Origin of the sequence: Streptomyces sp. NPDC053076, from assembly GCF_044546845.1 — a bacterium.
In the GTDB taxonomy this organism is placed as follows: domain Bacteria; phylum Actinomycetota; class Actinomycetes; order Streptomycetales; family Streptomycetaceae; genus Streptomyces.
The window spans coordinates 390,424-417,000 of record NZ_JBITZL010000003.1; the positions used below are offsets into that span (position 1 = coordinate 390,424).

Consider the following 26,577-nt stretch of genomic DNA (forward strand, 5'->3'; position numbering starts at 1 on the left):
CGGCCCGGACACGGCACCGGCCCGGACACGGCACCGGCCCGGACACGGCGCCGGCGTTCGCGCGGTGGGGGGCCGAGTGCCCGCCTGCGTACGCCGGCCCGCCCGCGCGGAGGAACTGCTCGGGCACGCCCGCGCCGGGGGACCTCAGCCTCGACGTCCCCCGGCTGGGCGTCACGGCCCTGTTCTCCCGAAGCTGCCGCGAAGTGACAAGTAACTCAGCGTGGTGTTAGGGCCTTGGTTTCTGTGCGGGGGTCAGGTACTTCGCGGCCGGTGAGGGCGGCGAAGTCGGCGTGCGCCTGCTCGACGGCCTCGGGATACGCCTCGCGCTTGGCATGCTCGGCCAAGGCCCGGTAGATGCTCGCCACCGAGGGGTTCCGTCCCTTGCGTTTGCCGGTGGGGATGATGAGGTCTGGCTGGATCTGCTCGACGGACTCACCAAGAGCCCTGCGGCGGAGAACGGTGTGGAGCATGTCGTCGGTGATGACCGGCGGCCGACCGCCGTGCTTGCCCTTGCGGGCCGCAGTGTCGAGCCCTTCGAGCGTCGATTCCCGGATGTTCTCCCGCTCGGTCTCCGCCCAGTACATCCAGTACGCGGGTGATGCTCCGCCTTGCGATGCACCGCACCGGACGCCGCGAGCCTTCCGGCAGACCTTGCCGGCCACAGCACTAGCATCGACGCCGCTACCGATAAGGCATGTCCGGCGGATCTTGCCAACTCGTCTCTGCAACCCGGCTGCGTCGCCCCGGAGCTGCCCGCTTACTTGTGGTCACGGAGGAAGGCAGGGATGTCGGCTCGGATCGGGTAGTCGGGCAGCGGTGCGGGCTTGTCTTGGAGGAATGCGGTGATGACGGCTGCTGCTCGTTGGTCGTTGTCATCCAGGCCGTTCCACATGTGGTGGCCGACGCCGGGCATGTACTGCGTGCGCTGGATGGCGGGGTCGTTCGCGAGGATGGTTGTCGCCCACTGCCGGACCTGGGAGGAGCACTCGGCGATCATCAGCATCGCGGGTGTCCGGGAGCGCCTCAGCTGAGGGGCGATGGAGGGGGAGTCTTTGATTGTTTGCTGGACGCGGAGGCTGGCGGCGGCGCTGAAGGAGAAGTTGCGTGCCGTGTCCTCGACCGGGATACGGTGCGCGTCTTGCGCGCAGTAGGCGGACGCGGTGTCGCTGCCGAGATCGGCGGCGGTGAAGGCGTTGTCGCCCTCCGCCTGTCCTACCAGCCCGTTGTCCGGGCTGAGGAGTCCGAACCGCATGAGGCCGAACGCGACCGCGTACCGCGGGGCGTGTGTGGAGCGTGGTCCGGTCATGGCCGGTGCGATGCCGCGGGCCGACGGTAGGCCCTTCTGCCCCGTGATCCGGGCGGTGGGGCCGTCCATCGGGCCTGGCTCGGCGATAACCGCCCGGCGCAGGTGAGCGGCGGTGGCCGGGTCGGCTAGGGCGCGGGTGAGCACGGCCGCGCCCGAGGAGAATCCCAGGACGTCGACGCGGCCTTTGCCGAGCTTGCCGACGAAGGCGCCGAGGTCATGGACGGACCGGGTGATCGAGTACTGGTCCATGGGCAGCAGGTCGCTGCGTCCACCGCCGGCCTGCTCGTAGGCGTACACGTCGTAGCCTTGCCTCGCGAGCCGCTGCAGGAAGTGGTGGTCGAGCACCGAGATGCCGCGCACCGGCCCGCCGTTGAGGTAGACGAGCGGAACGCGATGCCGGGGGTCGTTGCCGGTGGGCGGATAGTGGTAGACCGCGACCCGGCTGCCGGTGGACAGACGCCAGTGCTCGGTGGTCACGAACGCCAGGGCGGGCGGGTAGCGGCGCGTCGTGGGAACGGTCGGGACGCACACCGACAGCGTCAGAGCGGCTGCGACGAGCACCGGCAGAAATGGCACCAGCCGTCCCCGCCAGGACCGGCGGCGTCCCCGCAACAGTGCCGCGACGACCGCGACCCCGACAGTCACCGACCATGCGGCGAACCCTGATCCCGCGCCGTCGGTGGCGACGATAAGCGCCAGGAAGAAGGCGACCAGCCCCACCGCCGCGGCTGTAGCTGCCAGCAGGCGGCCGACAAAGCGCAAGGGACGTATGACGGACGGTGGCATGGCGATTCTCCCCCAGCTTTTTAAAACGTCGTTTTGAAACGATGTTATCAGAGCGGGTAAACTCTTCCTCGTGGGAAGGCCGAGAACGAACGACGCCGCCGTCAGAGAACGGCTCGTGGCATGCGCGACCGAGATGTTCGCCACCCGTCCCCAGGAGTCGGTCACAGTCCGCGCGCTGGCCGCCGCCGCCGGTACGTCGACGGCGGCGGTGTACACGCTGTTTCAGGGCAAGGACGGACTGATCCGTGAGGTGCGCGACCAGGCGGTCGCCGGCCTGTTCCAGGACCTGACGGCTGTTCCTGGCTCGGAGGACGCCTTGGAGGGTCTGTGCGCCCTGGCTGCGGCGTATCGCCATTGGGGACGCGAACACCGCCACCTGTACACGGTGTTGTTCGGTGGCGCGCAGTCCTTCGTCCCGTCGGCCTGGGTCGGCGACCGCGACCCGGTGCGGCCGCTTGTCACGGCGATCGACCGCGCCGTGGCGGACCATATCCTCGCGGGCGACACCACACTGATCGCCGTCTCGTTGTGGGTCGCCCTGCACGGGCTCGTCACCCTCGAACTCGCCGGCGGCCTCGATGGCACCGCAGCCGATACCGCGTTCCGGTCAACGATTGATGCCGTACTACGCGGCTGGGCAACCCCCGCCGCCTTCCCTGGCCTTCGACGCACAGACCCGGCGCAGTGAAGCGGTTACTCCGCAGGCACACGAACGCGACCGACAGAGGGTCGAGTCGATACGTGCGGGCCCCGGCTGGCACACAGCCGCTCACGGCTACCGCCTTCAGCCGCATCAACCACCGCCGACTCACCAAGTGAAACGACGTCGATAAGACTGATCCTGGGCCCCGTGCCAGAAGCGCGGTGAAGGAGTAGCGCCCGAGGAAGTTTCATGTGGTCGTACTGGCGGGGGAGAGCCGGGCGGCCGGGCTTGGAGACTTCAGGCCGAACCCGGCCAGCCCCCCGCCGACTGGGCAGTGGGCGTTCCAGGCGCGGTACGAGGGCCGGGAACCCTGGCCGCCGCTGTTGCGGCCACTTCGAGGTGGGAATCCATGTCCAGCTCGAACCGGCCGTACGGGTTCACATGCGTCCAGAACAGCGGGGACAGACCCGCCTGTCGGCGTCGGTGAGCCTCTTCTGCCACTTCTCCTCGCTCAGGATCTCCTGGAGGAGCAGGGTGTTGACGTGCACCAACGCCGACTGGAGCAGGTGCAGCACCAGCATCGAGACCTCCTGGGACTCCTTGTCGGAGCCGGTCAGATCGCCGTCCTTGCCGGTACCCAAGCGCAGGGCGGTGGTGTACTTCACGATCTGGTCGTCCTGCTGGCGGATCAGGTCCCCATCGATCGTCTTGGTCGACAGCACCGATCGAAAAGCCTGACAAGCCCACCCCTGATCCGCTACGGAGAGCTACTTGTCACTTCGCGGCAGCTTCGGGAGAACAGGGCCGTCACCGACGACGCTCCGTCACCGCCGATCCCGCGGTGGTCGCGGCTGACGCATGCGGGCCGCCACAGGCGCGCTCGGGCGCGCAGGCGTGGCGGCCCGCAGCACTTCGTTCAGGTTGTCAGTCGTGCACGCGGATCGACCGGGCCGGGCACAAGTCGGCGGCCCGCAGGACCTCCTCGCGCAACGCCTCGGCCGGCTCCTCCCGCAGGACGAGGACAAGGCCGTCGTCGTCCTGGTCGAACACCTCCGGGCTGAGCATCGCGCACTGCCCGGACCCCACGCACCGGTCGCGTTCGGCGGTGACACGCATGAGGGGGACTCCCATCGGATCGGCCGTCACCAGGTGACGGGAAGTTCGTAGACGCCGTAGACCATGGCGTCGTCCTTGAACCGCAGCTCCTCCGGTGCGGCCGCCAGCCTCAGGCCGGGGACGCGGCGCAGCAGCGTGCCGTACACGGCCTCCAGCTCCGCCCGCGCGAGATTGGCGCCGATGCACTGGTGGATGCCGTAACCGAAGGCCAGGTGGCCGCGGGCCTCCTTGCGGCGGATGTCGAGGGTGCCCGGGTCCGGGAAGACGGACTCGTCGTGGTCGGCGGCGTTGTTCAGGGCGAGGATGCCCTCACCGGCGCGGATGGTGACGCCACCGACCTCGATGTCCTCCACCGCCACCCGCGCGGTGCCGGAGTCGGAGATGGAGAAGACGCGGAGCAACTCCTCGACGGCGCCCGGCAGGAGCGTGGGGTCGGCCCGCAGCTCGGCCAGCTGGCCGGGGTGCCGCAGCAGGGCCAGCACACCGAGGGCGATCATGTTGGCCGTCGTCTCATGGCCGCCGACCAGCATCAACCGGGCCATCGTCACCACGTCGACGTGGTCGGCGACCTGTTCGGCGCGGTTCTTCTCCAGGAACCGGCTGATGAGGTCGTCGCCCGGCTCGGTCTCCTTGAGGGTGACGAGCTTGTCGAGGTACATGTCCAGGGCCTGCACCGCCGCCCCGTACTCGGCCGGGCTCAGATCGTGGTTCATCATCGCCGCCGACCACTCCTCGAACTGGGCGTGGTCCTCGTAGGGGACGCCGAGCAGTTCGCAGATGACGAGGGACGGCACCGGCAGCGCGAGGGCGGCGACCAGGTCCACCGGGCCCCCTCGCGCCAGCATCGCGTCGATGTGCTCGTCCACGATCTGCTGGATGCGCGGACGCATCTCCTTCACCCGCCGTGCCGTGAACTCCGGTATCAGCATGCGCCGCTGCGCGGTGTGCTCCGGCGCGTCCATGTTGAGCATCATCAGCCGGACCTGCGCCAGCATCTCCTCGGGGATGTGGAACTGGTGCGGGTAGCCCGGCAGCTTCAGGTTGGAACTCACCCGGCTGTCGCCCAGCACCTGCCGGACGTGCTCGTGCCGGGTGACCAGCCAGGTCGGCTTGCCGTTCACCTTCAGGGCGGCGCGCGAGACGGGGTTGTCCGCCCGCATCTCGGCGTACTCGCGCGGTTCGCTGAACGGACAGGTGCGCCGCATCGGGAACCGCGGAAGCGGAGATCCCGTCTCGGGCGCGGCGTCGGCGGACTGGGTCATGACTGCCTTTCGAACGGGGTCGGTGACGGCGCTGTCGGTGACAGCGATGCCGGTGACGTCGGCCCGCGGCGGGCCGCGGGCGGCGTGGGGTGGTGGCCCCCGTCACCAGGTGACGGGCAGCTCGTACAGGCCGTAGACGATGGCGTCGTCCTTGAACCGCAGCTCCTCGACCGGCGTGGCCAGGCGCAGCGTCGGGACGCGTCGCAGCAGCGTCGAGTAGACGACGTCCAGCTCCATGCGCGCCAGGTTCTGGCCGATGCACTGGTGGACGCCGTAGCCGAACGCCAGCTGGCTGCGGGCCTCGCGCCGTACGTCGAGGCGGTCGGGGTCGGGGAAGACGCGCGCGTCGTGATTGGCGGCGTTGTTCAGCGGCAGGATGCCCTCGCCGGCCCGGATGGTCACCTCGCCCAGCTCGATGTCCTCCAGGGCGACGCGCGCGGTGCCCGCGTCGGAGATGGAGAAGAAGCGCAACAGCTCCTCCACCGCCTTCGGCATCAGCTCCGGCTCCGCGCGCAGCGCGGTCAGCTGGTCGGGGTGCTCCAGCAGGGCCAGCACACCCAAGGCGATCATGTTGGCGGTCGTCTCGTGCCCGGTGACCAGCATCAGCTTGGACATGCTGACGATGTCGGAGTGCTCCACCGCCGGTGCCTGCCGGTTGAACTCGATCAGCCGGCTGATCATGTCGTCGCCCGGCTCGCTCTCCTTGGCGGTCACCAGCCCGTCCACGTACCTGTCGAGCTCGTAGTGGGCGCGGCCCCGGTCCTCCTCGCTGATGTCGTGGTTCATGATGGCCCACGCCCACTCCTCGAACCGGCCGTGGTCCTCGTAGGGAACGCCGAGCAGTTCGCAGATGACGAAGGACGGCACCGGCAGCGCCAGCGCGGTGACCAGGTCCACCGGACCGTCGGCGCCCTTGGCGAGCATCTGGTCGATCTGCTGGTCCACGAGCTGCTGCACCCGGCCGCGCAGCTCGCGCATCCGCCGGACGCTGAACTCCGGTGCCAGCATCCGGCGTTGCACGGTGTGGTCCGGCGGGTCCATGGACAGGAAGGTCAGCGGCACCGACTGGAGCGTCTCCTCCGGCACCGGCACCTGCAGGGGATACCCGGGCAGCTTCAGGTTCGCGCTCACCCGCGCGTCACCCAGCAGCTTTTTGTACAGGTCGTGCCGGGTGATCAGCCAGGCGGGCTTGCCGTTGACCTTCAGCTGTGCCCGGGAGACCGGCTCGCTCTCGCGCAGCTCGGCATAGGCGGCCGGCGGGCTGAAGGGACAGGCCCGCCGCATCGGGAACTCCGGCAGCGCGGCCTCGTCGGCCGGTTCGGCAGGTGCAGTCATCATGTCCTCTTCGCACGGGAGGGAACGGGACGCGCCGGCATCGGAGCGGGTCCGGGCTCGGCGCCGGAGCGGCGCGGTCGGCCGTCCCCCGCACGCTAGGCAGCCGCGGTCGAGGACCCCAACCCCTAGGCGCCCCTAAGGCGTCGGTGAGGCTTCGGCGGCCCCCGGCCGGTGTCGGGACGTGCCCTGTTCGCTGCGGCCGCGCGGGAGTGCGGCGACGACGGCGGACGAGGGGAGGCGGCCCCGGGTGCCCCTGCCGGTCCCGCACCGCCTAGGGGCGGTTAGGGGTCTGGTGGCGACGCGGGGACGGTTAGCGTCGGCTGCGGACCGCGGGTGCGGAGCGCTCTCAGCACCCGCTGTCCGGTCCCGGCCGGCGTCCCTTCCCCCCCGGCCGTCGCCGCGTCCCGCAGCCGAGCAGAGGTGATCAGCGTGACCCCGGAACCCAGCGCGAAGGGCACCGTCCCCTTCCGGGAGTACCGGACCTGGTACCGGGTGACCGGTGAACTCGGCGCGGGACGCCCGGCGGTCGTCGCCGTGCACGGCGGCCCCGGCAGCACCCACGACTATCTGCTGCCGCTCGCCCGCCTCGCCGAGGACGGCTGGCCCGTCGTCCACTACGACCAGCTCGGCAACGGCGGCTCGACCCACCTGCCCGGAAAGGACCCCGGCTTCTGGACGGTCGAGCTGTTCGAGGACGAACTGGCGAACCTGGTCCAGCGGTTGGGCATCGCCGACGACTACGTACTGTTCGGCCAGTCCTGGGGCGGCCCCCTGTGCGCCCGGCACGCCATGACCGGGCCGCCCGGTCTGCGCGGACTGGTCGTCGCCAACGCGCCCGCCTCCTACCCGGTCTGGCTCCAGGAGATGGCCCGGCTGCGCGCCGAACTGCCGCAGGAGGCGCGGGAGTCCCTGCTGCGGCACGAGGCGGCCGGCACCTACGACAGCGAGGAGTACCTGGCCGCCATGCGGGTCTTCTACGACCGGCATGTGTGCCGTCTGACGCCCTGGCCCCGCGACTTCCTGTCCTCCTTCATGGAGATCTACAACGACCCGACCGTCTACTACGCGATGAACGGACCCAACGAGTTCCACGTCATCGGTTCCCTGAAGGACTGGTCGATCGTCGACGAACTGCACCGGATCCGCACCCCGACCCTGCTGGTCAGCGGCCGCCACGACGAGGCCACGCCGGCCGTCGTCCAGCCCTACCACGACCACGTCCCCGGCGCGCGCTGGGAGATCTTCGAGAATTCCAGCCACCTTCCGCACCTGGAGGAACCCGAGCGGTTCTTCCAGGTGATGACCGACTTCCTCAAGAGCCTGTGACCTTCCGGAGCCTGTGAAAGGGGGCGGGGATCCCGCCATGGCGCACGACACCGCACTCGTCTTCCCCGGTATGGGACCCGTCCCGTTCGCCGAGGTGGGCAGGTTCATGGTGGCCAGTCCCTTCGCCCGGGACCTGGTCGCCGTCGCCGACGAGGCGCTCGGCTACTCCCTCGTGGACGCCTTCCGGACCTCCCCGGGCGACTACTCCGAGGCCGCCCAGGTCGCCTTCTTCGTCAACTGCCTCGCCTGCGCCCACTGGGCCCAAGACCACCTCGGCGTCGAACCGGACATCGTCGCCGGACCCAGCTTCGGTGAGAAGGCGGCCATCGCTTACACCGGCGCCCTGGAACTGTCCGACGCCGTCACCCTGACCGCCGAGATCGCCCGCTGCCTCGAGGACTATTTCGCCGAGGAGCACCGGGACATCGTCACCCTGTCCTTCGTCCGCGCCCCCCGCGACGAACTCGACGCCATCCTCGCCGAGCTGGCGGAGGCGGGGGAGTGGCACGAGATCTCCTGCCACATCGACGACGGCTTCCACATGGTCTCGCTCTCCGAGCACCGGGTGGCGTGGATGGAGGAGCGGCTGCGCGCCATCGGCAGCCTCCCGCTGTACACGATGCGCCCACCCATGCACGCCTCGGCCTTCCGGTCCCTGCGCGACAAGGCCGCCCGCGAGGTGGTGTCCCGTTACTCCTTCGCCGACCCCAAGCTGCCCGTGGTCGCCGATCAGGACGGCAGGCTGCTGCGCACCGGCGAGGAACTGCGCACCATGCTGCTCGACGGCTTCGACCACCCGATGAACTGGCCGAGCGTCACCACGGCTCTGAAGGACGCCGGCGCCCGCCGCCTGTGCGTCGCCGGGCCGGACAGCCTCTTCGGCCGGGTGCCCTGCACCACCCGCAATTTCGACGTCCTCGCCGCGCAGCCGCGGCTGGCGATGACCCCCCGGCGCCCATCGCGCGCCGCCTGACCCTCTCGACCCGTTGGAGGTCCTCATGTGGGACGACCAGTTCGAACAGATACTCCGCCCCTTCCTGCCGTTCCTTCCGCCGCAGCAGGAACTGACGCCGGAGTCCGACCTGACGGACCTCGGCCTGGACTCGCTCGGCACGGTCCAGCTCCTCGGCACGCTCGAGGAGGGCTACCAGGTCCGCTTCCGCGACAGCGCGCTCACCATGGACACCTTCCGCACCGCGGGCGTGCTGTGGGACACCGTGCAGAGCATGCTGCAGAGCACCGCGAGCTGACGGGCGCACCGTGGACCCCACCATGGACGGCACGCTGTCCGGCCGGTTCGCGCGCGGCCTGGCCCTCGCACCGGACCGGCCCGCGCTGCGCGCCGACGGCGTCGACCTCAGCTACCGCGAACTCCACGAACGCGCCCTGGTCCTGGCCGGTTCGCTGCTGGCCGGGCTCCCCGACGAGCCGTCCGCCGTCGGCGTACTGGCCGGCAAGGGACCCACGGCGTACGCGGCCCTGCTGGCCGGCCTGTACAGCGGCGTCAACGTCGTACCGCTCCAGCCGGCCTTCCCCGCGGCCCGCACCCGGCAGATGATCGAGGCCGCCGGGGTCGGCGCGCTGCTCGCCGACGACGACGCTCTGCCCGCCCTGGCCGCGCTGCACGCGGACGGCGTCACCCTGCCGACCCTGTTCGCGCCCGGCGGGCACCCCTTGCCGGCGCTCACCGTCGACACGGACAGCGCCCTGAAGGCCCCCATGCCCGCCCGGCCCTCCGACACCGCCTACGTGCTGTTCACCTCCGGCTCCACCGGCCGGCCCAAAGGCGTGCCGGTCACCCACGCCAACACCGCCCACTACTTCCGGCTGCTCGACGAGCGCTACGACTTCGGCCCGCACGACGTCTTCTCGCAGACCTTCGACCTCAACTTCGACTGCGCGATGTTCGACCTGTTCTGCGCCTGGGGCGCCGGCGCCGCCGTCGTCCCCGTACCGGCCCGGGCCTACGCGCACTTCCCGGAGTTCGTGGACGAACAGCGCATGACCGTGTGGTTCTCCACGCCCAGCGCGATCACCCTGGTGCGCCGCACCGGCGGCCTCACCCCGGGCGCGCTGGCGTCGCTGCGGTGGAGCTTCTTCGCGGGGGAGGCGCTCAGCTGCAAGGACGCCGAGGACTGGGCCGCCGCAGCGCCGGGCGCGACGCTGGAGAACCTGTACGGTCCGACCGAACTGACCATCACCATCACCGCGCACCGCTGGACGCCGGGACGGTATCTGAACGACATGGTGCCCATCGGCGCCGTCCACCCGGGCCACGAGACGCTGCTGCTCGGCCCCGACGGCACGCCCGCCACCGGTGACGAGGGCGAACTCTGCATCGCCGGACCCCAGTTGACGTCCGGCTATCTCGATCCGGCCGACGACAGCGGACGGTTCCTGGCGAAGGACGGCCACCGCTTCTACCGCACGGGCGACCGCGTCCGGCGCGCCGACGGCGGCGGCTGGCTCTACCTGGGCCGCCAGGACGCACAGGTCCAGGTGCACGGAGTACGGGTGGAGCTGGCCGAGGTCGACGCCGCCGCACGCAGCTGCCCGGGCGTCGAGGACGCCGTGACCGTGGCGGTGCCCGTGGACGGCACGGTGGAACTGGCCGTCTTCCACACCGGCCGGCCGCTGCCGCCCGCCCGGCTCGCGCGGCACCTGCGGGAGCTGCTGCCGGCCGCCGTCGTCCCGCGCGCCTACCACCACCTGGACGCGCTCCCGCTCAACTCCAACCGCAAGACCGACCGCAGAAAGCTCGCCTCCCGGGCCACGGCCATGCGGCAGCCGGCCGGAGCGGGACGCACACACGAAAGACGGCAGGAGTCGCAGTGAACGGTCAACCGACAGCGCAGGCCCGCACCGACGCCCGGCTGCACGACCTGCTCGACGAGGCCACCGCCGAGCGCCCCGACGCCCCGGCGGTCACCGACGGCGCCGGCCGTTGGACCTACCGGGAACTCACCGCCCACAGCCACGCCGTCGACACCTGGCTGGACGAACACGGCATCGGCCACGGCGACCGGGTCCTCGTCCAGCTGCCCAGCACCCGCGAACTCGTCGCGCTGCTGTACGGCACCGCCCGCCGCGGCGCCGTCCTCGTCCCCGTCAACACCGGAATGAAGGACTACCACCTGCGGGCCGTCGTCGAGAACGCCGAGCCCTCGCTGGTCGTCGTCACCGACCCCGCCGTCGACCGCATCACCGCCCTCGCCGGCGGCGTCCCGGTCCTCGGCCTCGGCGCGGCGTGGCGAGAGATCACCGCCCTGCGGGTGCGGGGGGCCCGCTCCGGCGGCGCCGAGGTCGGCCCCGAGGACATCGCCGTCCTCGTCTACACCTCCGGCTCGACCGCCGCCCCCAAGGCGGTGATCTGCCCGCACGGCCGGATGGTCTTCGCCACCGAGGCCATCGCTTCGGAACTCGGCTACCGCCCCGACGACGTGGTCTTCTGCCGCTTCCCCATCTCCTGGGACTACGGCCTGTACAAGGTGCTGCTCACCGCGGCCGGCCGCAGCGAGATCGTCCTCGCCGACGGCGAGTCCGACCTGGTCCTGCTGCGCCGCATCCGGGAGACCGGTGCCACCGTCGTCCCGGTCGTGCCGTCCCTGGCCACCATGATCTGCGCCCTCGCGGACCGCGAACCGAGCCAGCAGTCCCGGGTGCGCCTGTTCACCAACACCGGTGCCGCGCTGCCGAAGACCACCGCCGACGGGCTGCGCACGGCGTTCCCCGGGGCGGAGGTGGTCATCCAGTTCGGGCAGACCGAGTGCAAGCGCGTCTCCGTGCTCCCGCCCGCCTGCCAGGACGCCAAGCCCGACTCCGTGGGCCGCCCGCTGCCCGGCACCCGCGCCTTCGTCGTGGACGACGAGGGCAAGGAGCTGCCGCCCTGGCGGACCGGCGAGATCGTGGTCGAGGGCCCGCACGTCATGCCCGGCTACTGGCGGTCGCCGGAGCAGACCGCCCGCGCCTTCCGCCCCGCCCCCGACGGCGGACTCAGGCTGCACACCGGCGACTTCGGCCACGTGGACGAGGACGGCTTCCTCTACTACGAGGGCCGCCGCGACGACATGTTCAAGCACAAGGGCGTGCGCATGAGCACCACCGAGATCGAGGCCGCCGCCACCGACGTCCCCGGCGTCCGCGCCGCCGCCGTGCTGCCGCCCGCCGAGGGCCGGGCCCTCGCGGTGTTCGCCGAGGGAGACATCGACCCGCATGCCCTGCTGAAGGAACTGTCGCTGCGGCTGGAGCCCGCGAAGGTGCCCGGCGTGAGCCGCGTCGTGGCCGAGCTGCCGCTGACCCCGCACGGCAAGCACGACCGCAAGCGGCTCGCCCGCCTCCTGGAAGGAACCGCCCCGTGACCGGCCCCACCGAGCTCGCCGAGCGCTTCGGCACCCCGTCCTACGTGTACGACCTGGACCGGGTGGCGGCGGCCCGCGACGACCTGTTCGCCGCGCTGCCGGACGAGGTCGAGGTGTTCTACGCCGCCAAGGCCAACCCGCACCCGGAACTGCTGCGCGAGCTGCGCTCCGGCGGTGCCCGCGGCTGCCGCGCCGAGATCAGCTCCGTCGGCGAACTCGACGCCGCCCTGGAGGCCGGCTTCCCCGGCGACCGGATCCTCTACACCGGCCCCGGCAAGACCACCGGGGAACTGACCGAGGCGCTGACGCGCGGCGTCCGGCTGTTCTCCACGGAGTCACCCGGCGACCTGCGCCGCGTCGGCGAGACGGCGCTGAAGCTCGGCCTCACCGCCGACTGTCTGATCCGGGTCAACAACGCCACCGGCGCGGCGGCCACCAGCATCCGCATGACAGGCGTGCCCTCGCAGTTCGGCTTCGACAGCGAGACCCTGCCCGGCCTCGCCGCCGAACTGCGCGAGGTACCCGGCACGAGCATCGCGGGGCTGCACTTCTTCCCGCTGAGCAACGCCAAGGACGAGGCGAGCCTCATCGCCGAGTTCCGCCACACCCTCGCCACCGCCGCGGCCCTCCAGGACGCCCTCGGCGTCACGTTCCGCTTCGTCGACATCGGCGGCGGATTCGCCGCGCCGTACGCCGTGCAGGGCGAGCGACCGGTCTACGGCGAGCTCCGCGACGCCCTCACCGAGACGCTCGACGAGAGCTTCCCCGGCTGGCGCGAGGGCGCCCCGCGGATCGCCTGCGAGTCGGGCCGCTACCTGGTCGCCGACAGCGGCACCCTGCTCACCTCCGTCGTCAACGTCAAGGACAGCCGCGATCAGCGCTATCTGGTGCTCGACGCCGGCATCAACACCTTCGGCGGCATGTCCGGCCTCGGCCGCATCATGCCGGTCTCCGTCGAACCCCGGGAGTCCGTCGGCGCGGACGGCACCCCGGCGAGCCTCGCCGGGCCGCTGTGCACCCCGGGCGACCTGCTCGGCCGGAACGTCCCGCTGCCCGAACTGGCACCGGGCGACCTGCTCACCGTGCCCAACGCCGGCTCCTACGGCCCCACGGCCAGCCTGCTGATGTTCCTCGGCCGGCCCGCGCCCGCCGAGATCGTGGTCCGCGGCGCCGACCTCGTCTCCGTCTCCCGCATCCAGCACACCCGAACCTACGAACACGGACAGGCCCTGTGATGAGCCCCTACCCGATCCCCGCCCCCGGTGACCAGCCGGTCCTCGTGGCCGGCGGCATCTCCGACTCCCACACCTGGAACCTCGTCTACCTCCAGCTCCTCCTCGAAGAGCACGGGCACCGCGTGGTCAACCTCGGCCCCTGCGTGCCCGAGGACCTGCTCATCAGCGAGGCCCTCGCCCACCGTCCGGCCCTCATCGTGGTCAGCAGCGTCAACGGCCACGGCTACCACGACGGTATGCGGACCGTCACCCGGCTGCGCGAACACCCCGAACTCGCCGCTGTGCCCGCCGTCATCGGCGGCAAGCTCGGCATCGCCGGTCCCTGCGGCAGCGACGAGGTGGCCGCGCTGCGCGCCGCCGGCTACGACGCGGTGTTCGACGACAGCGCCGAGGGTGTGGCCGCGTTCCGGCAGCTGCTCTCGACGCTGCCGCAGCGGGCCCTGGTGTGACCGGCGTCGGGTTCGGCGCGTTCGTGCGCCGGGCTCACGACGCCGGCCACCTGGTGGTCCAGCCCCGGATGGGGATGAGCAGCCCGGAACGGATGCGGGCCGGGCTGCTCGCCACCCGGAACGCCGCGGCGACCACCGTCGGCACGATCACCCTGGACAGCTACACCCGGGTCGGCGACCTGGAGTCGGCGGAACTGGCCGTCCTCGAAGGCGTCGCCCTCAACGGCTACCCGATCGTGAGCCACACGAGGACCACCACCCGCAGCGTGCTCGACGGCATCCACGGCCCCGGCTTCCCGGTACAGGTCCGGCACGGCTCGGCCACGCCGCGGGACATCTTCCGGGCGCTGACGGCCGTCGGGCTCGACGCCTCCGAGGGCGGCCCGGTCTCCTACTGCCTGCCCTACGGCCGCGTCCCCTTGCGCGAGTCCGTCGCCCACTGGGCCGCATCCTGCGAACTGCTCGCCACCCTGCGCGAGTCGGGCGCCGAACCGCATCTGGAGACCTTCGGCGGCTGCGTCCTCGGCCAGCTCTGCCCGCCCGGCCTGCTCGTCGCCGTCAGTTTCCTGGAGGCGCTGTTCTTCCGCCGGCACGGCATCCGGAGCATTTCGGTGAGCTACGCCCAGCAGACCGATCCGCGCCAGGACGCCGAAGCGGTGGCCGCGTTGCGCAGCCTGTGCGCGCGATTCCTGCCGGACACCGAATGGCATGTCGTCGTCTACGCCTACATGGGGCTGTATCCGGAAACGGCAGAGGGCGCCTACCGGCTGCTCGGGAAAGCGGCCGAACTCGCCGTCGCCAGCGGCTCCGAACGGCTCATTGTGAAAACCGTCGCGGAATCCCGCCGCATTCCGACCGTGGCGGAGAACGTCGCCGCCCTCGAACACGCGGCGGCGGTCGCGGCGCGAACCCCGCGCGCCCCGCAGGACGGCACCGGCTCCCAGACGTACGCCGAGGCGTCGGCACTGGTGAACGCGGTGCTGGAGCTGGACGACGACCTCGGTACGGCGCTGCTGGCGGCGTTCGCCGAGGGACGTCTCGACGTTCCCTACTGTCTGCATCCGGACAACGCCGGATTCAGCCGGAGTTATATCGACGCCGACGGCCGGCTGCGCTGGGCCGACATCGGAAAGATGCCGCTGAACGGTATCGCCGACGTACGCCCGGCGCAGGCCATCACCTCCGCGGGGCTGCTCGAATCCCTGTCCTATGTGCGCCGTTCCTACGACCGGCACGACCCCGAGGACACGCGGGCCCACGAACCCGCCCGCCCCTAGGGGTCCTTAAGGGTGTGGCCTTTCCGGGCCCGTCACTACGGTGTGGAAAAAGGTGAGGAAAACCGGTGTCGGCCGAAAGTGGAGATGCGTGGATGAACGGGCCCGGACACGACTCAGCGCTGGCACGACGGCTCGCCACGGCCGTACCGTCCCAGCACCGCAGGCTGGTCACCGAACTGGTGCGAACCACCGTGGCCGAGGCGATCGAGGCGGCCCGGCCGGGCACGGTGGACGCCCTCGACCCGGCGGCCCCCTTCTCCGCGCAGGGACTCGACTCGCTCGCCGCGGTCGACCTGCACCGGAGGCTGACCGAGCAGACCGGCCTCGAACTGCCGGTGGCCCTCGCCTACGACTGCCCGACCGTCCACGAGCTGGCCGCCCGGCTGCTCGCCGAGGTCCACGGCCGGGCGGACGACCACGCCGAGCCGGCCGGTGACGGCACGGCCGACGAGCCCATCGCGGTCGTCGGCCTCGGCTGCCGGTTCCCGGGCGGTATCTCCTCGCCCGCCGACCTGTGGCGGCTGCTGACCGACGGCGACGAGGTCCTTTCGGGCTTCCCCCAGGACCGCGGCTGGGACCTGGACGCCCTCTACGACGAGGACCCCGAGGTGCCCGGCAGCGCCTACGTCCGCACCGGCGGGTTCCTCGACACCGCCACCGAGTTCGACGCCGAGTTCTTCGGCATCAGCCCGCGCGAGGCGCTCGGCATGGACCCACAGCAGCGCCTGGTCCTGGAGACCTCCTGGCAGGCCCTGGAGGACGCCGGCATCGACCCCACGGCGCTGCGCGGCACCCCGGCCGGCATGTTCTTCGGTGCCGAGACACAGGAGTACGGCCCGCGGCTGCACGACGCCCCGGACGGGCTCGACGCCTATCTGCTCGCCGGGAACGCGAACAGTGTGATCTCCGGCCGCGTCGCCTATGTGCTGGGCGCCGAGGGCCCGGCGGTCACCGTCGACACCGCCTGCTCCGCCTCCCTGGTCGCCGTGCACCTGGCGTGCCGCTCACTCAGGCAGGGCGAGTCGACGCTGGCGCTCGCGGGCGGCGTGGCCGTGATGGGCGGCCCCGGCGTGTTCACCGCCTTCAGCCGGCAGCGCGGTCTCGCGCCCGACGGACGCTGCAAGGCGTTCGCCGCCGCGGCGGACGGCACCGGATTCGCCGAGGGCGTCGGCGTGCTCGTCCTGGAGCGGCTGAGCGACGCCCGCCGCCACGGGCACCGCGTGCTGGCCGTCGTCCGTGGCTCCGCCGTCAACCAGGACGGCGCCTCCAACGGCCTGACCGCGCCCAACGGCACCTCCCAGCAGCGGCTGATCCGCCGGGCGCTCGCCGACGCCGGTCTCACCGCCGCCGACGTCGACGTGGTCGAGGCGCACGGCACCGGCACCCGGCTCGGCGACCCCATCGAAGCCACCGCGCTGCTCGCCACCTACGGCCGGGGCCGCCCCGCCGACGCTCCGCTGCTGCTCGGCTCGGTCAAGTCCAACCTCGGGCACACGCAGGCCGCCGCGGGCGCCGCCGGCCTGATCAAGACGATCCTCGCGATGCGGCACGGGCGGATACCGGCGACCCTCCACGTCGACGCGCCCACCCCGCACGTCAACTGGTCGTCCGGGGCCGTGGAACTCGTCACCGAACAGCGCCCGTGGCCCGAGACGGGCCGGGCCCGGCGGGCGGGTGTGTCGTCGTTCGGGGTCAGCGGCACCAACGCCCACGTGATCCTGGAACAGCCGGAACCGACGGACACCGGCCTCCCGCAAGAGCCGCAACCGACGGTGCGGGGCGTCCGCGAGCAGCCGGAGCCGGCGCCCAGCGTCGTCCGTCAGCTGCCTGGGCCGACGGGCACCGGCCTGCCGGAGCAGCCGGCTCCCGCGGACAGCACCACACCCGCGGGGCGGGAAAGCGAGCCGACGGCCGCTGACGCTCACACTCAACCCGAGGCCGCAGCCGCAGCCGCAGCCGGAGATGGAGCCGAAGCCGAAGCCGCAGCCGGAGATGGAGTTGGAGCCGAGGCCGGAGCCGAGGCCGGAGCCGGAGCCGGAGATGGAGCCGAAGCCGGAGATGGGGGTGGGGTCGGAGTCGCAGCCGGAGATGGAGTTGGAGCCGCAGCCGGAGTTGGAGCCGGAGCCGAAGCCGGAGCCGAAGATGGAGTTGGAGCCGAGGCCGGAGCCGGAACTGAAGCCGGAGCTAAAGCCGGAGCCGGAGCCGGAGATGAAGCCGGAGACGGAGCCGGAGCCGGAGACGGAGCCGGAGCCGGAGACGGAGCCGGAGCCGGAGATGGAGCCGGAGTCGGAGATGAAGCCGGAGCCGGAGATGACGTCCGAGATGGGGATGGGGGCGGAGTCGGGGCTCGCGGGGCGCAGGCCGTAGCGGTGCCGTTGCCCTTCGCCCTGTCCGCCCGGGGCGAGGCCGGCCTGCGGGCGCGGGCCGCCGACCTGCTGCCCCTGGTCGACGAAGCCGACCCGCTCGACCTCGCCCACTCGCTGGCCACCACCCGGGCCGCCCTGCGCGACCGGGCCGTCCTCGTCGCCGCCGATCGCGCGGAACTGCGCGCCGCCCTCCACGACCTGGCCTCCGGCGCCACGCCCCTCACCCCGCGCGCCGACGGCGAAGTCGGTTTCCTGTTCACCGGGCAGGGCAGCCAGCGCACCGGCATGGGCAGCGAACTCGCCTCCACGCACCCGGCGTTCGCCAACGCCCTGGACGACGCCTGCGCCCACTTCGACCTCCAGCTCGACCGGCCCTTGCCGGACGTGCTGTTCGCCGCGCCCGGCACCCCCGAGGCCGAGCTGCTGCACCGTACCGAGTACGCGCAGCCCGCCCTGTTCGCCGTGGAAGTCGCCCTGTACCGCCTGTTGGAGAGCTGGGGGCTCGACCCGGACCAGCTCGCCGGGCACTCCGTCGGTGAGATCGCCGCGGCGCACGTGGCCGGCGTGCTCACCCTCCAGGACGCGACGATCCTGGTCGCCGCCCGCGGCCGGCTCATGCAGCAACTCCCCGAGGGCGGCGCCATGGTCGCCGTACGCGCCGCCGAGGACGAGGTGACGCCGCTGCTCACACCCCGTACCGGCATCGCCGCCGTCAACGGACCCACCGCCGTCGTGGTCTCCGGCGACGCGGCCGACGTGGAACACATCACCGCCGAACTCACCGCGCGCGGCCACGACACCAAGCGCCTGCGGGTCAGCCACGCCTTCCACTCGCCGCTGATGGAACCCATGCTGGCCGAGTTCCGCCGGATCGCCCACGTCCTGGACTACGCCGAGCCGAGGCTGCCGGTCGTGTCGACCGTCACCGGCGGCCCCGTCACCTCCGAGCTGTGCGACCCCGAGTACTGGGTGGAGCACGTCCGCGCCCGGGTCCGCTTCCGCGACGCCGTGCGCACGCTCGCCGACGCCGGGCTGCGCACGTTCCTGGAGATCGGCCCCGACGCGGTGCTGTCCGCCATGGGCCCGGACTGCACCGACGCACCCGGCACCGCCTTCCTGCCCGTGCTGCGGCGCGAGCGGCCCGAGGCACGCGAGGCCGTCGCGGCGCTCGCCGCCGCCCACGCCCGAGGTGTCCCCGTCGACTGGCGGCGGCACTTCTCCGGCCTGGGCGGGCGCCGCATCGACCTGCCCCACTACCCCTTCCAGCGGCGCCGCTTCTGGCTGGAGCAGAGCACCGCCACCGATGCGGCGGGCCTCGGCCAACTGTCCGCGGGGCACCCGCTGCTGGCGGCCGTGGTCGCCGTCGGCGCCGAGGGCGTCGTACTCACCGGGCGGCTCTCCACCCGGACCCAGCCCTGGCTCGGCGACCACGTCATCGCCGGGCGGGTGCTGTTCCCCGGCACCGCCTTCCTCGAACTCGCCCTGCGCGCGGGCGACCACGTCGGCGCGAACGCCCTGGAGGAGCTGACCCTCGGCGCCCCGCTCGTGCTGCGCGCCGACGAGGACGTCGCCGTCCAGGTCGCCGTCGGCGAACCCGACGACACCGGCCGCCGCGGCGTCACGGTCCACAGCCGCGCCGACGAGGCGGCCCCCTGGACCCAGCACGCCGCCGGCGTCCTCGCCACCACCACCCCGGCCGCCGGAGCCGACCTGACCACGTGGCCGCCGCGGGACGCCCAGCCGCTGGATACCACGCGCCTCTACGCTGACCTCGCCGAGCAGGGCTACCACTACGGTCCCGCCTTCCAGGGCCTGCGCGCCGTCTGGCGGCACGGAGACGACATCTACGCCGAGGTCGCCCTGCCCGAGGAGACCGCGGCCGACGCGGCCGGGTTCGGTCTGCACCCCGCGCTCCTCGACGCCGCGCTGCACGCCGCCGACCTCGACGCCCCGCCGCGCCCCGAGGTGCTGGTGCCGTTCGCCTGGACCGGCGTCACGCTGCACGCCACCGGCGCGCCGGCGCTCCGGGTGAGGATCACCCGCGACGGCGGCGACACCATCGCCCTGCACCTCGCCGACGCCACCGGCGCCCCGGTGGCCGACATCGAGGCCCTGACCTCCCGCCCCGTACAGGCCGAGGACGTCCTGTACGCGGTGCGGTGGTCGCCGTACCCCCGACCGGCGACCACCGCACCCCTGCGGATCGCCGTCCTGGACGGCGGAGCCGACGGGATCGACGCCCTGCTCGCCGGCCCGGCCCCGGACGCCGTCGTGCACCGCGTGCCCGGCCCGGTGGTGGCCGACGCCGCCGAGGCACGCGCCCATGTCCGGCACATACTGCGGCTGCTGCGCGGTTGGCAGACGGACGAACGCCTCACCGGCACCCGGCTCGTCGTCGTCACCCCGCCGGCCGGCCCCGCCCACGCGGCCGTCCGCGGCCTGGTCCGCTCCGCCCAGGCGGAGAACCCCGGGCGTTACGTCCTCGTCGAGCACGAGCAGCTGCCCACCGAGGCCGACCTGCGACAGATCCTCGCCACCGGCGAACCCGAACTCTCCCTCGCCGAGGGCATGTTCACCGTGCCGCGGTTGACCGCGCAGCCCTCCGGGGAGGGCGCCGTCGCCGACTGGGGCACCGTCCTCGTCACCGGCGGCACCGGCGGCCTCGGCGCGCTGCTCGCCCGGCACCTGGTCCGCACCCACGGCGTGCGCCGTCTGGTGCTCGTCGGCCGCCGCGGCACGGCCCCCGAACTGCACGCCGAACTCACCGCGCTCGGCGCCGAGGTCACCGTGGCCGCCTGCGACGTCGGCGACCGCGAGGCGCTGCGGCGTCTGCTCGCTGAGCACCCCGTCGACTCGGTGGTCCACGCGGCGGGCACCGTCCGCGACGGCATCGTGGACACCCTCACCGACGAGATGGTGGACGAGGTCTTCCACGCCAAGGCGCTGGGCGCCTGGCACCTGCACGAGCTGACCCGGGACCGCGACCTCGCCCACTTCGTGCTGTACTCCTCCCTCGCCGCCGTCCTCGACGGCCCCGGCCAGGGCAACTACGCCGCCGCCAACGCCTATCTGGACGCCCTCGCCGAGCACCGCGCCGTCCTCGGCCTGCCGGCCACCGCGCTCGCCTGGGGCCTGTGGGCCACCGACGGCGGCATGGGCGCCGCACTCGACGACACCGCCCGGGAGCGCATCGCGAGCCACGGCATCCCCGGCCTGTCCGCCGAACGTTCCCTGGAGCTGTTCGACGCCGCCGTCCGCTCCGGCGCACCCCACCTCGTGCCCGTGGAGATCGACGCCGCCGCCGTACGCCGCCGCCCCGACGGCATACCGCCGTTGCTGACCACCCTCGTGCGCCCGGTCACCCGGCGGGCCACGGCGAGCGCCGCCCCCGCCTCGGCCACGGCCGGCCGGCTCGCCGAGCTGCCCGCCGCCGACCGCGACCGCGCCCTGCTCGACCTGGTCCGCACCGAAGTGGCGGCCGTGCTCCGGCACGACGGGCCGTCCGCCGTCGACCCCGGCCGGGCCTTCACCGACCTCGGCTTCGACTCGCTGGCCGCCGTCGAGCTGCGCAACCGGCTGGGCACCGCCACCGGACTGCGGCTGCCCGCCACCCTCGTCTTCGACCACCCCACCTCCCGCGCGCTCGCCGAGCACGTCCGCGACACGCTCTTCGGCACCGGCGAGCCGGAGAGCGCCGCCCCCGCCACCCGCACCGCGGCCGCCGACGACCCGGTGGTCATCGTCGGCATGGGCTGCCGCTACCCCGGCGGGGTGCGTTCCCCGGAGGACCTGTGGCGACTCGTCGCCGACGGCGTCGACGCGGTCGGCGGCTTCCCGGCGGACCGCGGCTGGGACACCGAGACGCTCTACGACCCGCAGCCGGGCACCCCCGGCCGCACCTACACCCGCGAGGGCGCCTTCCTGTACGACGCGGCCGAGTTCGACCCCGGCTTCTTCGGCATCGGTCCGCGCGAGGCCACCGCCATGGACCCGCAGCAGCGGCTGCTGCTGGAGGTGTCCTGGGAAGCGCTGGAGCGCTCCGCCATCGACCCGCACCGGCTGCGCGGCTCCCGCACCGGTGTGTTCGCGGGCGTCATGTACCACGACTACGGCAGCTGGCTGGCCGAGGTGCCCGAGGACCTCGCCGCCTACCTCGGCAACGGCAGCCTCGGCAGCGTCGTCTCCGGCCGGGTCGCCTACGCCCTCGGCCTGGAGGGGCCGGCCGTCACCGTCGACACCGCCTGTTCCTCCTCGCTGGTCACCCTGCACCTGGCGGCCCAGGCGCTGCGGCAGGGCGAGTGCGACCTCGCCCTGGTCGGCGGTGTCACCGTCATGTCGACGCCGGACACCTTCGTGGACTTCGCCCGGCAGCGCGGTCTCGCCGCCGACGGACGCTGCAAGTCCTTCGCCGCCGCGGCCGACGGCACCGGCTGGGGCGAGGGCGTCGGCGTCCTCGTCGTCGAGCGCCTCTCCGACGCCCGCCGCAACGGCCACCGTGTGCTCGCGCTGGTCCGCGGCTCCGCGGTCAACTCCGACGGCGCCTCCAACGGACTGACCGCACCCAACGGCCCCTCCCAGCAGCGGGTCATCCGGGCCGCGCTGGCCGCCGCCGGGCTCACCCCGGCCGACGTCGACGCCGTCGAGGCGCATGGCACCGGTACGACGCTGGGTGACCCCATCGAGGCGCAGGCGCTGCTGGCCACCTACGGCCAGGACCGGCCGGCCGGTGAGCCGCTGTGGCTGGGGTCCATCAAGTCCAACATGGGACACACCCAGGCCGCCGCCGGTGTCGCGGGCGTCATCAAGATGGTCATGGCGATGCGCAACGGCGTCCTGCCCAAGACCCTGCACGTGGACGCGCCGTCCCACCAGGTCGACTGGAGTACCGGCGGGGTGGCGCTGCTCACCGAGCAGCGCCCGTGGCGGGCCCCGGACCGCCCGCGCCGCGCCGGTGTGTCCTCGTTCGGGATCAGCGGCACCAACGCCCATGTGCTGTTGGAGGAGTTCGCCGCGCCCGAGCCGCCGGAGCCGGACCCGGCCACCACGCCGCCGGTGCTCGCCCTCCCCGTCTCCGCCCGCTCACCCGAAGCCCTGCGCGGCCAGGCCCGGCGCCTGCTGGAGCCGACCGGCACCGCTCCCGCCGACCTCGGCCTGGCCCTGGCCACCACCCGCGGCACCCACCCCCACCGGGCCGTCGTCCTGGCGACGGGCGACGACCAGGCCGCCACCGCGCTGGACGCCCTGGCACGCGGCGCCGAGGCGCCGGGCCTGCTCGTCACCGGCTCCACCACCGACGGCGACCTCGCCTACCTGTTCTCGGGTCAGGGCGCGCAGCGCCCCGGCATGGGCCGCGACTGGTACGACACCTTCCCCGTCTACGCGGAGCACTTCGACCGTGCCGCCGCACTCTTCGACAAGCACCTGGAACGGCCCCTGGCCGAGGTCGTCCTCGGCGACGACGCCGAGACCCTGGAGCGGACCGCCTACACACAGGCCGCGCTGTTCACCACACAGGTCGCCCTCTACCGGCTGCTGGAGTCCTTCGGGCTGCGCCCCGACTGGCTGGCCGGCCACTCCGTCGGTGAGTTCGCCGCCGCGCACGTCGCGGGCGTGTGGTCGCTTCAGGACGCCGTCACCGCGGTCGCCGCCCGGGGCCGGCTGATGCAGGCCCTGCCCGAGGGCGGCGCGATGGTCGCCGTACAGGCGTCGGAGCAGGAGGTGACACCGCTGCTGGACGGGCGGCGGTGCGCGATCGCCGCCGTCAACGGCCCCCGCGCCGTGGTCGTCTCCGGCGACGAGGACGCCGTCACCGAGGTCGCCGCCCGGTTCGCGACCACGCGCAGGCTGCGCGTCTCGCACGCCTTCCACTCGCCCCGCATGGAGCCCATGCTGGCCGCGTTCCGGGAGGTCATGACCGGCATCGAGGCGGCGCAGCCGGCCGTCCCGATCGTCTCCACCCGCACCGGTGCCCCGGCCACCGCCGCCGAACTCGGCTCCGCCGACTACTGGGTACGGCATGTACGGGAGACCGTGCGCTTCGCGGACGCCGTCGCGACTCTGGCCGCCAAGGGCGCCGACACCTTCCTCGAACTCGGCGCCGCGCCCGTGCTCACGGCCCTGGGCCCCGACTGCCTGCCCGACGCCGACGGCACCGCGTTCATCCCCCTCGCGCGCAAGGACACCGCCCAGCTGCCCGGTCTGCTCGCCGCTCTGGCCGCCGTCCACACCCGCGGCCCGGACGTCGACTGGGCGGTGCTGTACGAGACGTACGCGGGGCGCCGCGTCGAACTGCCCACCTACGCCTTCGACCACCGCCGGTACTGGCTCCCCACGGCCGCCGTCACCGCCGGTGACGCCGCCGGGCACGGCCTCGCCACCGCCGGCCACCCGCTGGTCAGCGCCCGCCTCGATCTGCCCGGCGACGCCGGTCTGCTGCTCACCGGCCGGATCTCCACCGCCACCCACCCGGTCCTCGCCGAACACGCCGTACTGGGCACGGTCCTGGTGCCCGGCGCCGCCCTGGTCGACCTCGCCCTGCACGCCGGACACCTCACCGGACGCCCCGTCCTGGAGGAACTGACCCTGCACGCCCCGCTGGTGCTGGACGCGGACACCGCCGTACGCCTCCAGGTCGCCGCCGGCGCCGACGGTACCGTGGAGATCCACTCCCGGGCCGAGAACGCCCCCGCCGACGAGGACTGGACACGGCACGCCACCGGCACCCTCACCGACCCCGCCACCGACTCCGGCACCCTCACCGGTCCCGCCACCGGCACCGACACCGCGGGCCCCTCCGGTCCCGCCCTCGCGTCTCCGGCCGGTCCCCGCACCGCGCCCGGCGCGTGGCCGCCTCCCGGCGCCACCCCGCTCGACGTCACCGGCCTGTATCCGCGCCTGCACACCGAGGGCTACGACTACGGCCCCGTCTTCCGCGGCGTGCAAGCCGCCTGGCGGCACGGCGACACCCTCCTCGCCGAGCTCGAACTGCCCGCCGGCGCCGGCCAGGACGCCGCCCGGCACGTCCTGCACCCCGCGCTGCTCGACTCCGCCCTGCACGTCACCTCCCTCCTTCAGGACGAGCCCGAGAACGGCGCCGGAGCCATCGCGCTGCCCTTCGCCTGGACCGGCGTCACCGCACACGCCCGGGGCTCCCGCACCGCCCGTGTCCGCGTCACCCCCGGCACCGACGGCATCCGGGTCGAACTGACGGACACCGAGGGCCGGCCCCTCGCCACCGTCGAGTCGTACGTCACCCGCCCGGTCACCGCCGACCGGCTCACCCGGCGGCGGCGCCACCTCTACACCGTCACCGACGAACCGCTGCCCGAGACCGCCGGGCGCCCCGACCGCCGTACCTGGGCGGTCCTCGGCGACGACGACCTCGGCCTCGGCGCCCCCGCGCACGCCGGGCTGGACACGCTCGGCGCCACCGTCCCCGACGTGGTGATCCTGCCGGTCACCGCCCCGCGAGCGGAGGGCGGGCAGCTGCCCGGCGCCGTGCGGACCGTCCTGGGCCGCACCCTGGAGACCCTGCGGGCATGGTCGGCCGACCAGCGCTGTGCCCGCTCCACGCTGATCGTCCTCACCGGGGGCGGCCTCGCCGACGCCGCGGTGCACGGGCTGGTGCGGGCCGCGCAGGCCGAGGACCCCGGCCGGATCCTCCTCGTCGGACGGGCCGCGCCCGACGGCCCCGTGCCGGACCGCGCCGCGCTGGCCGCCCTGCTCGACTCCGGGGAGCCGGAGGCACGATGGCGGGACGGCCGGGCACACGCCCCCCGCCTGGCACACGCGACGGACTCCCCGGGCCCGGACCGCCCGTGGGGCACCGTCCTCGTCACCGGCGGCACCGGCGGACTCGGTGCCCTGGTCGCCCGGCACCTGGCCGAACGGCACGGCGTGACCCGCCTGGTGCTGGCCGGCCGGCGCGGACCCGACGCGCCCGGCGCCGATCGGCTGCGTCAGGACCTGGCTGCCCTGGGCGCCGAAGCCGAGATCGCCGCCTGCGACGTCGCCGACCGGGCCGCGCTCGCCGCCCTGCTCACCGCCCACCCCGTCGACAGCGTCGTGCACACCGCCGGCGTCCTCGACGACGGCCTGGTCGCCTCGCTGACCCCGGCGCGACTGGACACCGTGCTGCGGCCCAAGGCGGACGCCGCCTGGCACCTGCACGAACTGACCCTGGACCGGGACCTCGCCCACTTCGTGCTGTTCTCCTCGGCCGCCGGCACCGTCGACGCGTCGGGCCAGGGCAACTACGCCGCCGCCAACGTCTTCCTCGACGCGCTGGCCGCGCACCGCGCCGCCCTCGGACTGCCCGCCACCTCCCTCGCCTGGGGCCTGTGGTCCGGCGGCGGCATGGGCGCCGGCCTGGACGCGGCCGAGGTGCAGCGCATCGAACGCTCCGGGATCGGCGCGCTCGAGCCCAGCGAGGGACTGGAACTGTTCGACGCCGCCGTGGCCTCCGGCAGCCCCGTCCTGGTACCCGTACGGCTGGACACCGCCGCCCTGCGCCGGCGCGGCGCCGATCTCCCGGCCGTACTGCGGACCCTGGCAGGCGTCACCGCCCGCCCGGACCACGGCGACCGCACCCGCACCCTGACGGAGCGACTGGCCGAACTCCCCGCCGCCGACCACGAACACACCGTGCTGGAGGCGGTGCGCACCGAGGTGGCCGCCGTCCTCGGGCACGCCGGGCCGGCCGCGGTCGAGCCGCGCCGCGCCTTCACCGAGCTGGGCTTCGACTCGCTCGCCGCCGTCGAACTGCGCAACCGGCTGAACACGGTCAGCGGACTGCGTCTGCCGTCCACACTGATCTTCGACTACGCCACCCCGGCGGCCCTCGCCGGCCACCTCCTGGAACGGCTCGTGCCCGGCACCGGGGAACCCGGGGACAGCGCGACGCGGCACGGCGACGACGAACTGCGCGGTCTGATCTCCCGCATCCCCGTCGCCCGCATCCGGGAGGCCGGCCTGCTGGACAGCCTGCTGAAGCTGTCCGAGCGGGACCCCGCCCCCGCCGACCGGGTCCTGGACATCAAGTCCATGGCCGTGGCCGACCTGGTGCGCGCCGCGCTCGACCGCAACGGCACCCAGTGACCCGCCCCGGTGCCGGACGACG

16 protein-coding genes are annotated in these 26,577 nt (G+C 73.3%); 10 read left to right on the forward strand and 6 right to left on the reverse strand.

What is annotated here, in order from left to right:
• Positions 1-215: 215 nt before the first annotated feature.
• Both ACIGYR_RS15200 and ACIGYR_RS15205 read right to left on the reverse strand, forming a co-directional pair.
• Positions 216-662, reverse strand: coding sequence for a hypothetical protein (locus tag ACIGYR_RS15200; protein WP_399599317.1), 447 nt, complete (start codon positions 660-662; stop codon positions 216-218).
• A gap of 95 nt (positions 663-757) precedes the next feature.
• Complete coding sequence (locus ACIGYR_RS15205; RefSeq protein ID WP_399599320.1) at positions 758-2,092, reverse strand: alpha/beta hydrolase; 1,335 nt, start codon at positions 2,090-2,092, stop codon at positions 758-760.
• Between the two features lie 70 nt (positions 2,093-2,162).
• On the opposite strand from ACIGYR_RS15205, the gene ACIGYR_RS15210 reads away from it, so the two are divergent.
• Positions 2,163-2,780 (forward strand): TetR/AcrR family transcriptional regulator, encoded by a 618-nt coding sequence (locus ACIGYR_RS15210; RefSeq protein WP_399599322.1) that lies wholly within the window; start codon positions 2,163-2,165, stop codon positions 2,778-2,780.
• Between the two features lie 392 nt (positions 2,781-3,172).
• On the opposite strand, the gene ACIGYR_RS15215 is transcribed toward ACIGYR_RS15210, so the two are convergent.
• The 4 genes from ACIGYR_RS15215 to ACIGYR_RS15230 all read right to left on the reverse strand — a co-directional run bounded on the left by ACIGYR_RS15215 (position 3,173) and on the right by ACIGYR_RS15230 (position 6,448).
• Positions 3,173-3,457 carry a Tn3 family transposase gene (locus tag ACIGYR_RS15215; protein WP_399599324.1) on the reverse strand — a complete coding sequence of 95 codons (285 nt, stop codon included), beginning with the start codon at positions 3,455-3,457 and terminating at the stop codon, positions 3,173-3,175.
• Positions 3,458-3,659: 202 nt separating this feature from the next.
• The gene (locus tag ACIGYR_RS15220) at positions 3,660-3,851 is read right to left on the reverse strand and encodes a ferredoxin (protein ID WP_391842791.1); all 192 of its coding nucleotides are present in this window, start codon (positions 3,849-3,851) and stop codon (positions 3,660-3,662) included.
• Between the two features lie 26 nt (positions 3,852-3,877).
• On the reverse strand, positions 3,878-5,113 hold the full coding sequence (locus ACIGYR_RS15225) for a cytochrome P450 (protein ID WP_391842789.1): 1,236 nt from the start codon (positions 5,111-5,113) through the stop codon (positions 3,878-3,880).
• Between the two features lie 102 nt (positions 5,114-5,215).
• Complete coding sequence (locus ACIGYR_RS15230) at positions 5,216-6,448, reverse strand: cytochrome P450 (RefSeq protein ID WP_399600224.1); 1,233 nt, start codon at positions 6,446-6,448, stop codon at positions 5,216-5,218.
• 429 nt (positions 6,449-6,877) lie between these two features.
• Here ACIGYR_RS15230 and ACIGYR_RS15235 point away from each other — a divergent pair, with 429 nt between their 5' ends.
• The 9 genes from ACIGYR_RS15235 to ACIGYR_RS15275 all read left to right on the forward strand — a co-directional run bounded on the left by ACIGYR_RS15235 (position 6,878) and on the right by ACIGYR_RS15275 (position 26,555).
• On the forward strand, positions 6,878-7,774 hold the full coding sequence (locus ACIGYR_RS15235; RefSeq protein ID WP_391842787.1) for a proline iminopeptidase-family hydrolase: 897 nt from the start codon (positions 6,878-6,880) through the stop codon (positions 7,772-7,774).
• A 37-nt stretch (positions 7,775-7,811) separates the two neighbouring features.
• Entirely contained in the window at positions 7,812-8,747 is a 936-nt protein-coding gene (locus ACIGYR_RS15240; RefSeq protein WP_399599328.1) for an ACP S-malonyltransferase, read from the forward strand.
• A 25-nt stretch (positions 8,748-8,772) separates the two neighbouring features.
• Positions 8,773-9,024, forward strand: coding sequence for a phosphopantetheine-binding protein (locus ACIGYR_RS15245; RefSeq protein WP_391842783.1), 252 nt, complete (start codon positions 8,773-8,775; stop codon positions 9,022-9,024).
• Between the two features lie 22 nt (positions 9,025-9,046).
• Positions 9,047-10,609 (forward strand): AMP-binding protein, encoded by a 1,563-nt coding sequence (locus ACIGYR_RS15250; protein ID WP_399599332.1) that lies wholly within the window; start codon positions 9,047-9,049, stop codon positions 10,607-10,609.
• Complete coding sequence (locus ACIGYR_RS15255) at positions 10,606-12,132, forward strand: class I adenylate-forming enzyme family protein (RefSeq protein WP_399599335.1); 1,527 nt, start codon at positions 10,606-10,608, stop codon at positions 12,130-12,132. Before ACIGYR_RS15250 ends, ACIGYR_RS15255 begins: the two co-directional genes overlap by 4 nt.
• Positions 12,129-13,367, forward strand: coding sequence for a type III PLP-dependent enzyme (locus tag ACIGYR_RS15260; protein ID WP_399599338.1), 1,239 nt, complete (start codon positions 12,129-12,131; stop codon positions 13,365-13,367). Before ACIGYR_RS15255 ends, ACIGYR_RS15260 begins: the two co-directional genes overlap by 4 nt.
• Positions 13,367-13,816, forward strand: a complete 450-nt coding sequence (locus ACIGYR_RS15265; protein ID WP_391842776.1) for a cobalamin B12-binding domain-containing protein — start codon at positions 13,367-13,369, stop codon at positions 13,814-13,816. Before ACIGYR_RS15260 ends, ACIGYR_RS15265 begins: the two co-directional genes overlap by 1 nt.
• Entirely contained in the window at positions 13,813-15,093 is a 1,281-nt protein-coding gene (locus ACIGYR_RS15270; protein ID WP_399599341.1) for a methylaspartate mutase, read from the forward strand. The genes ACIGYR_RS15265 and ACIGYR_RS15270 overlap by 4 nt, the downstream gene beginning before the upstream one ends.
• 65 nt (positions 15,094-15,158) lie before the next feature.
• The gene (locus ACIGYR_RS15275) at positions 15,159-26,555 is read left to right on the forward strand and encodes an SDR family NAD(P)-dependent oxidoreductase (protein WP_399599343.1); all 11,397 of its coding nucleotides are present in this window, start codon (positions 15,159-15,161) and stop codon (positions 26,553-26,555) included.
• Positions 26,556-26,577 lie beyond the last annotated feature (22 nt).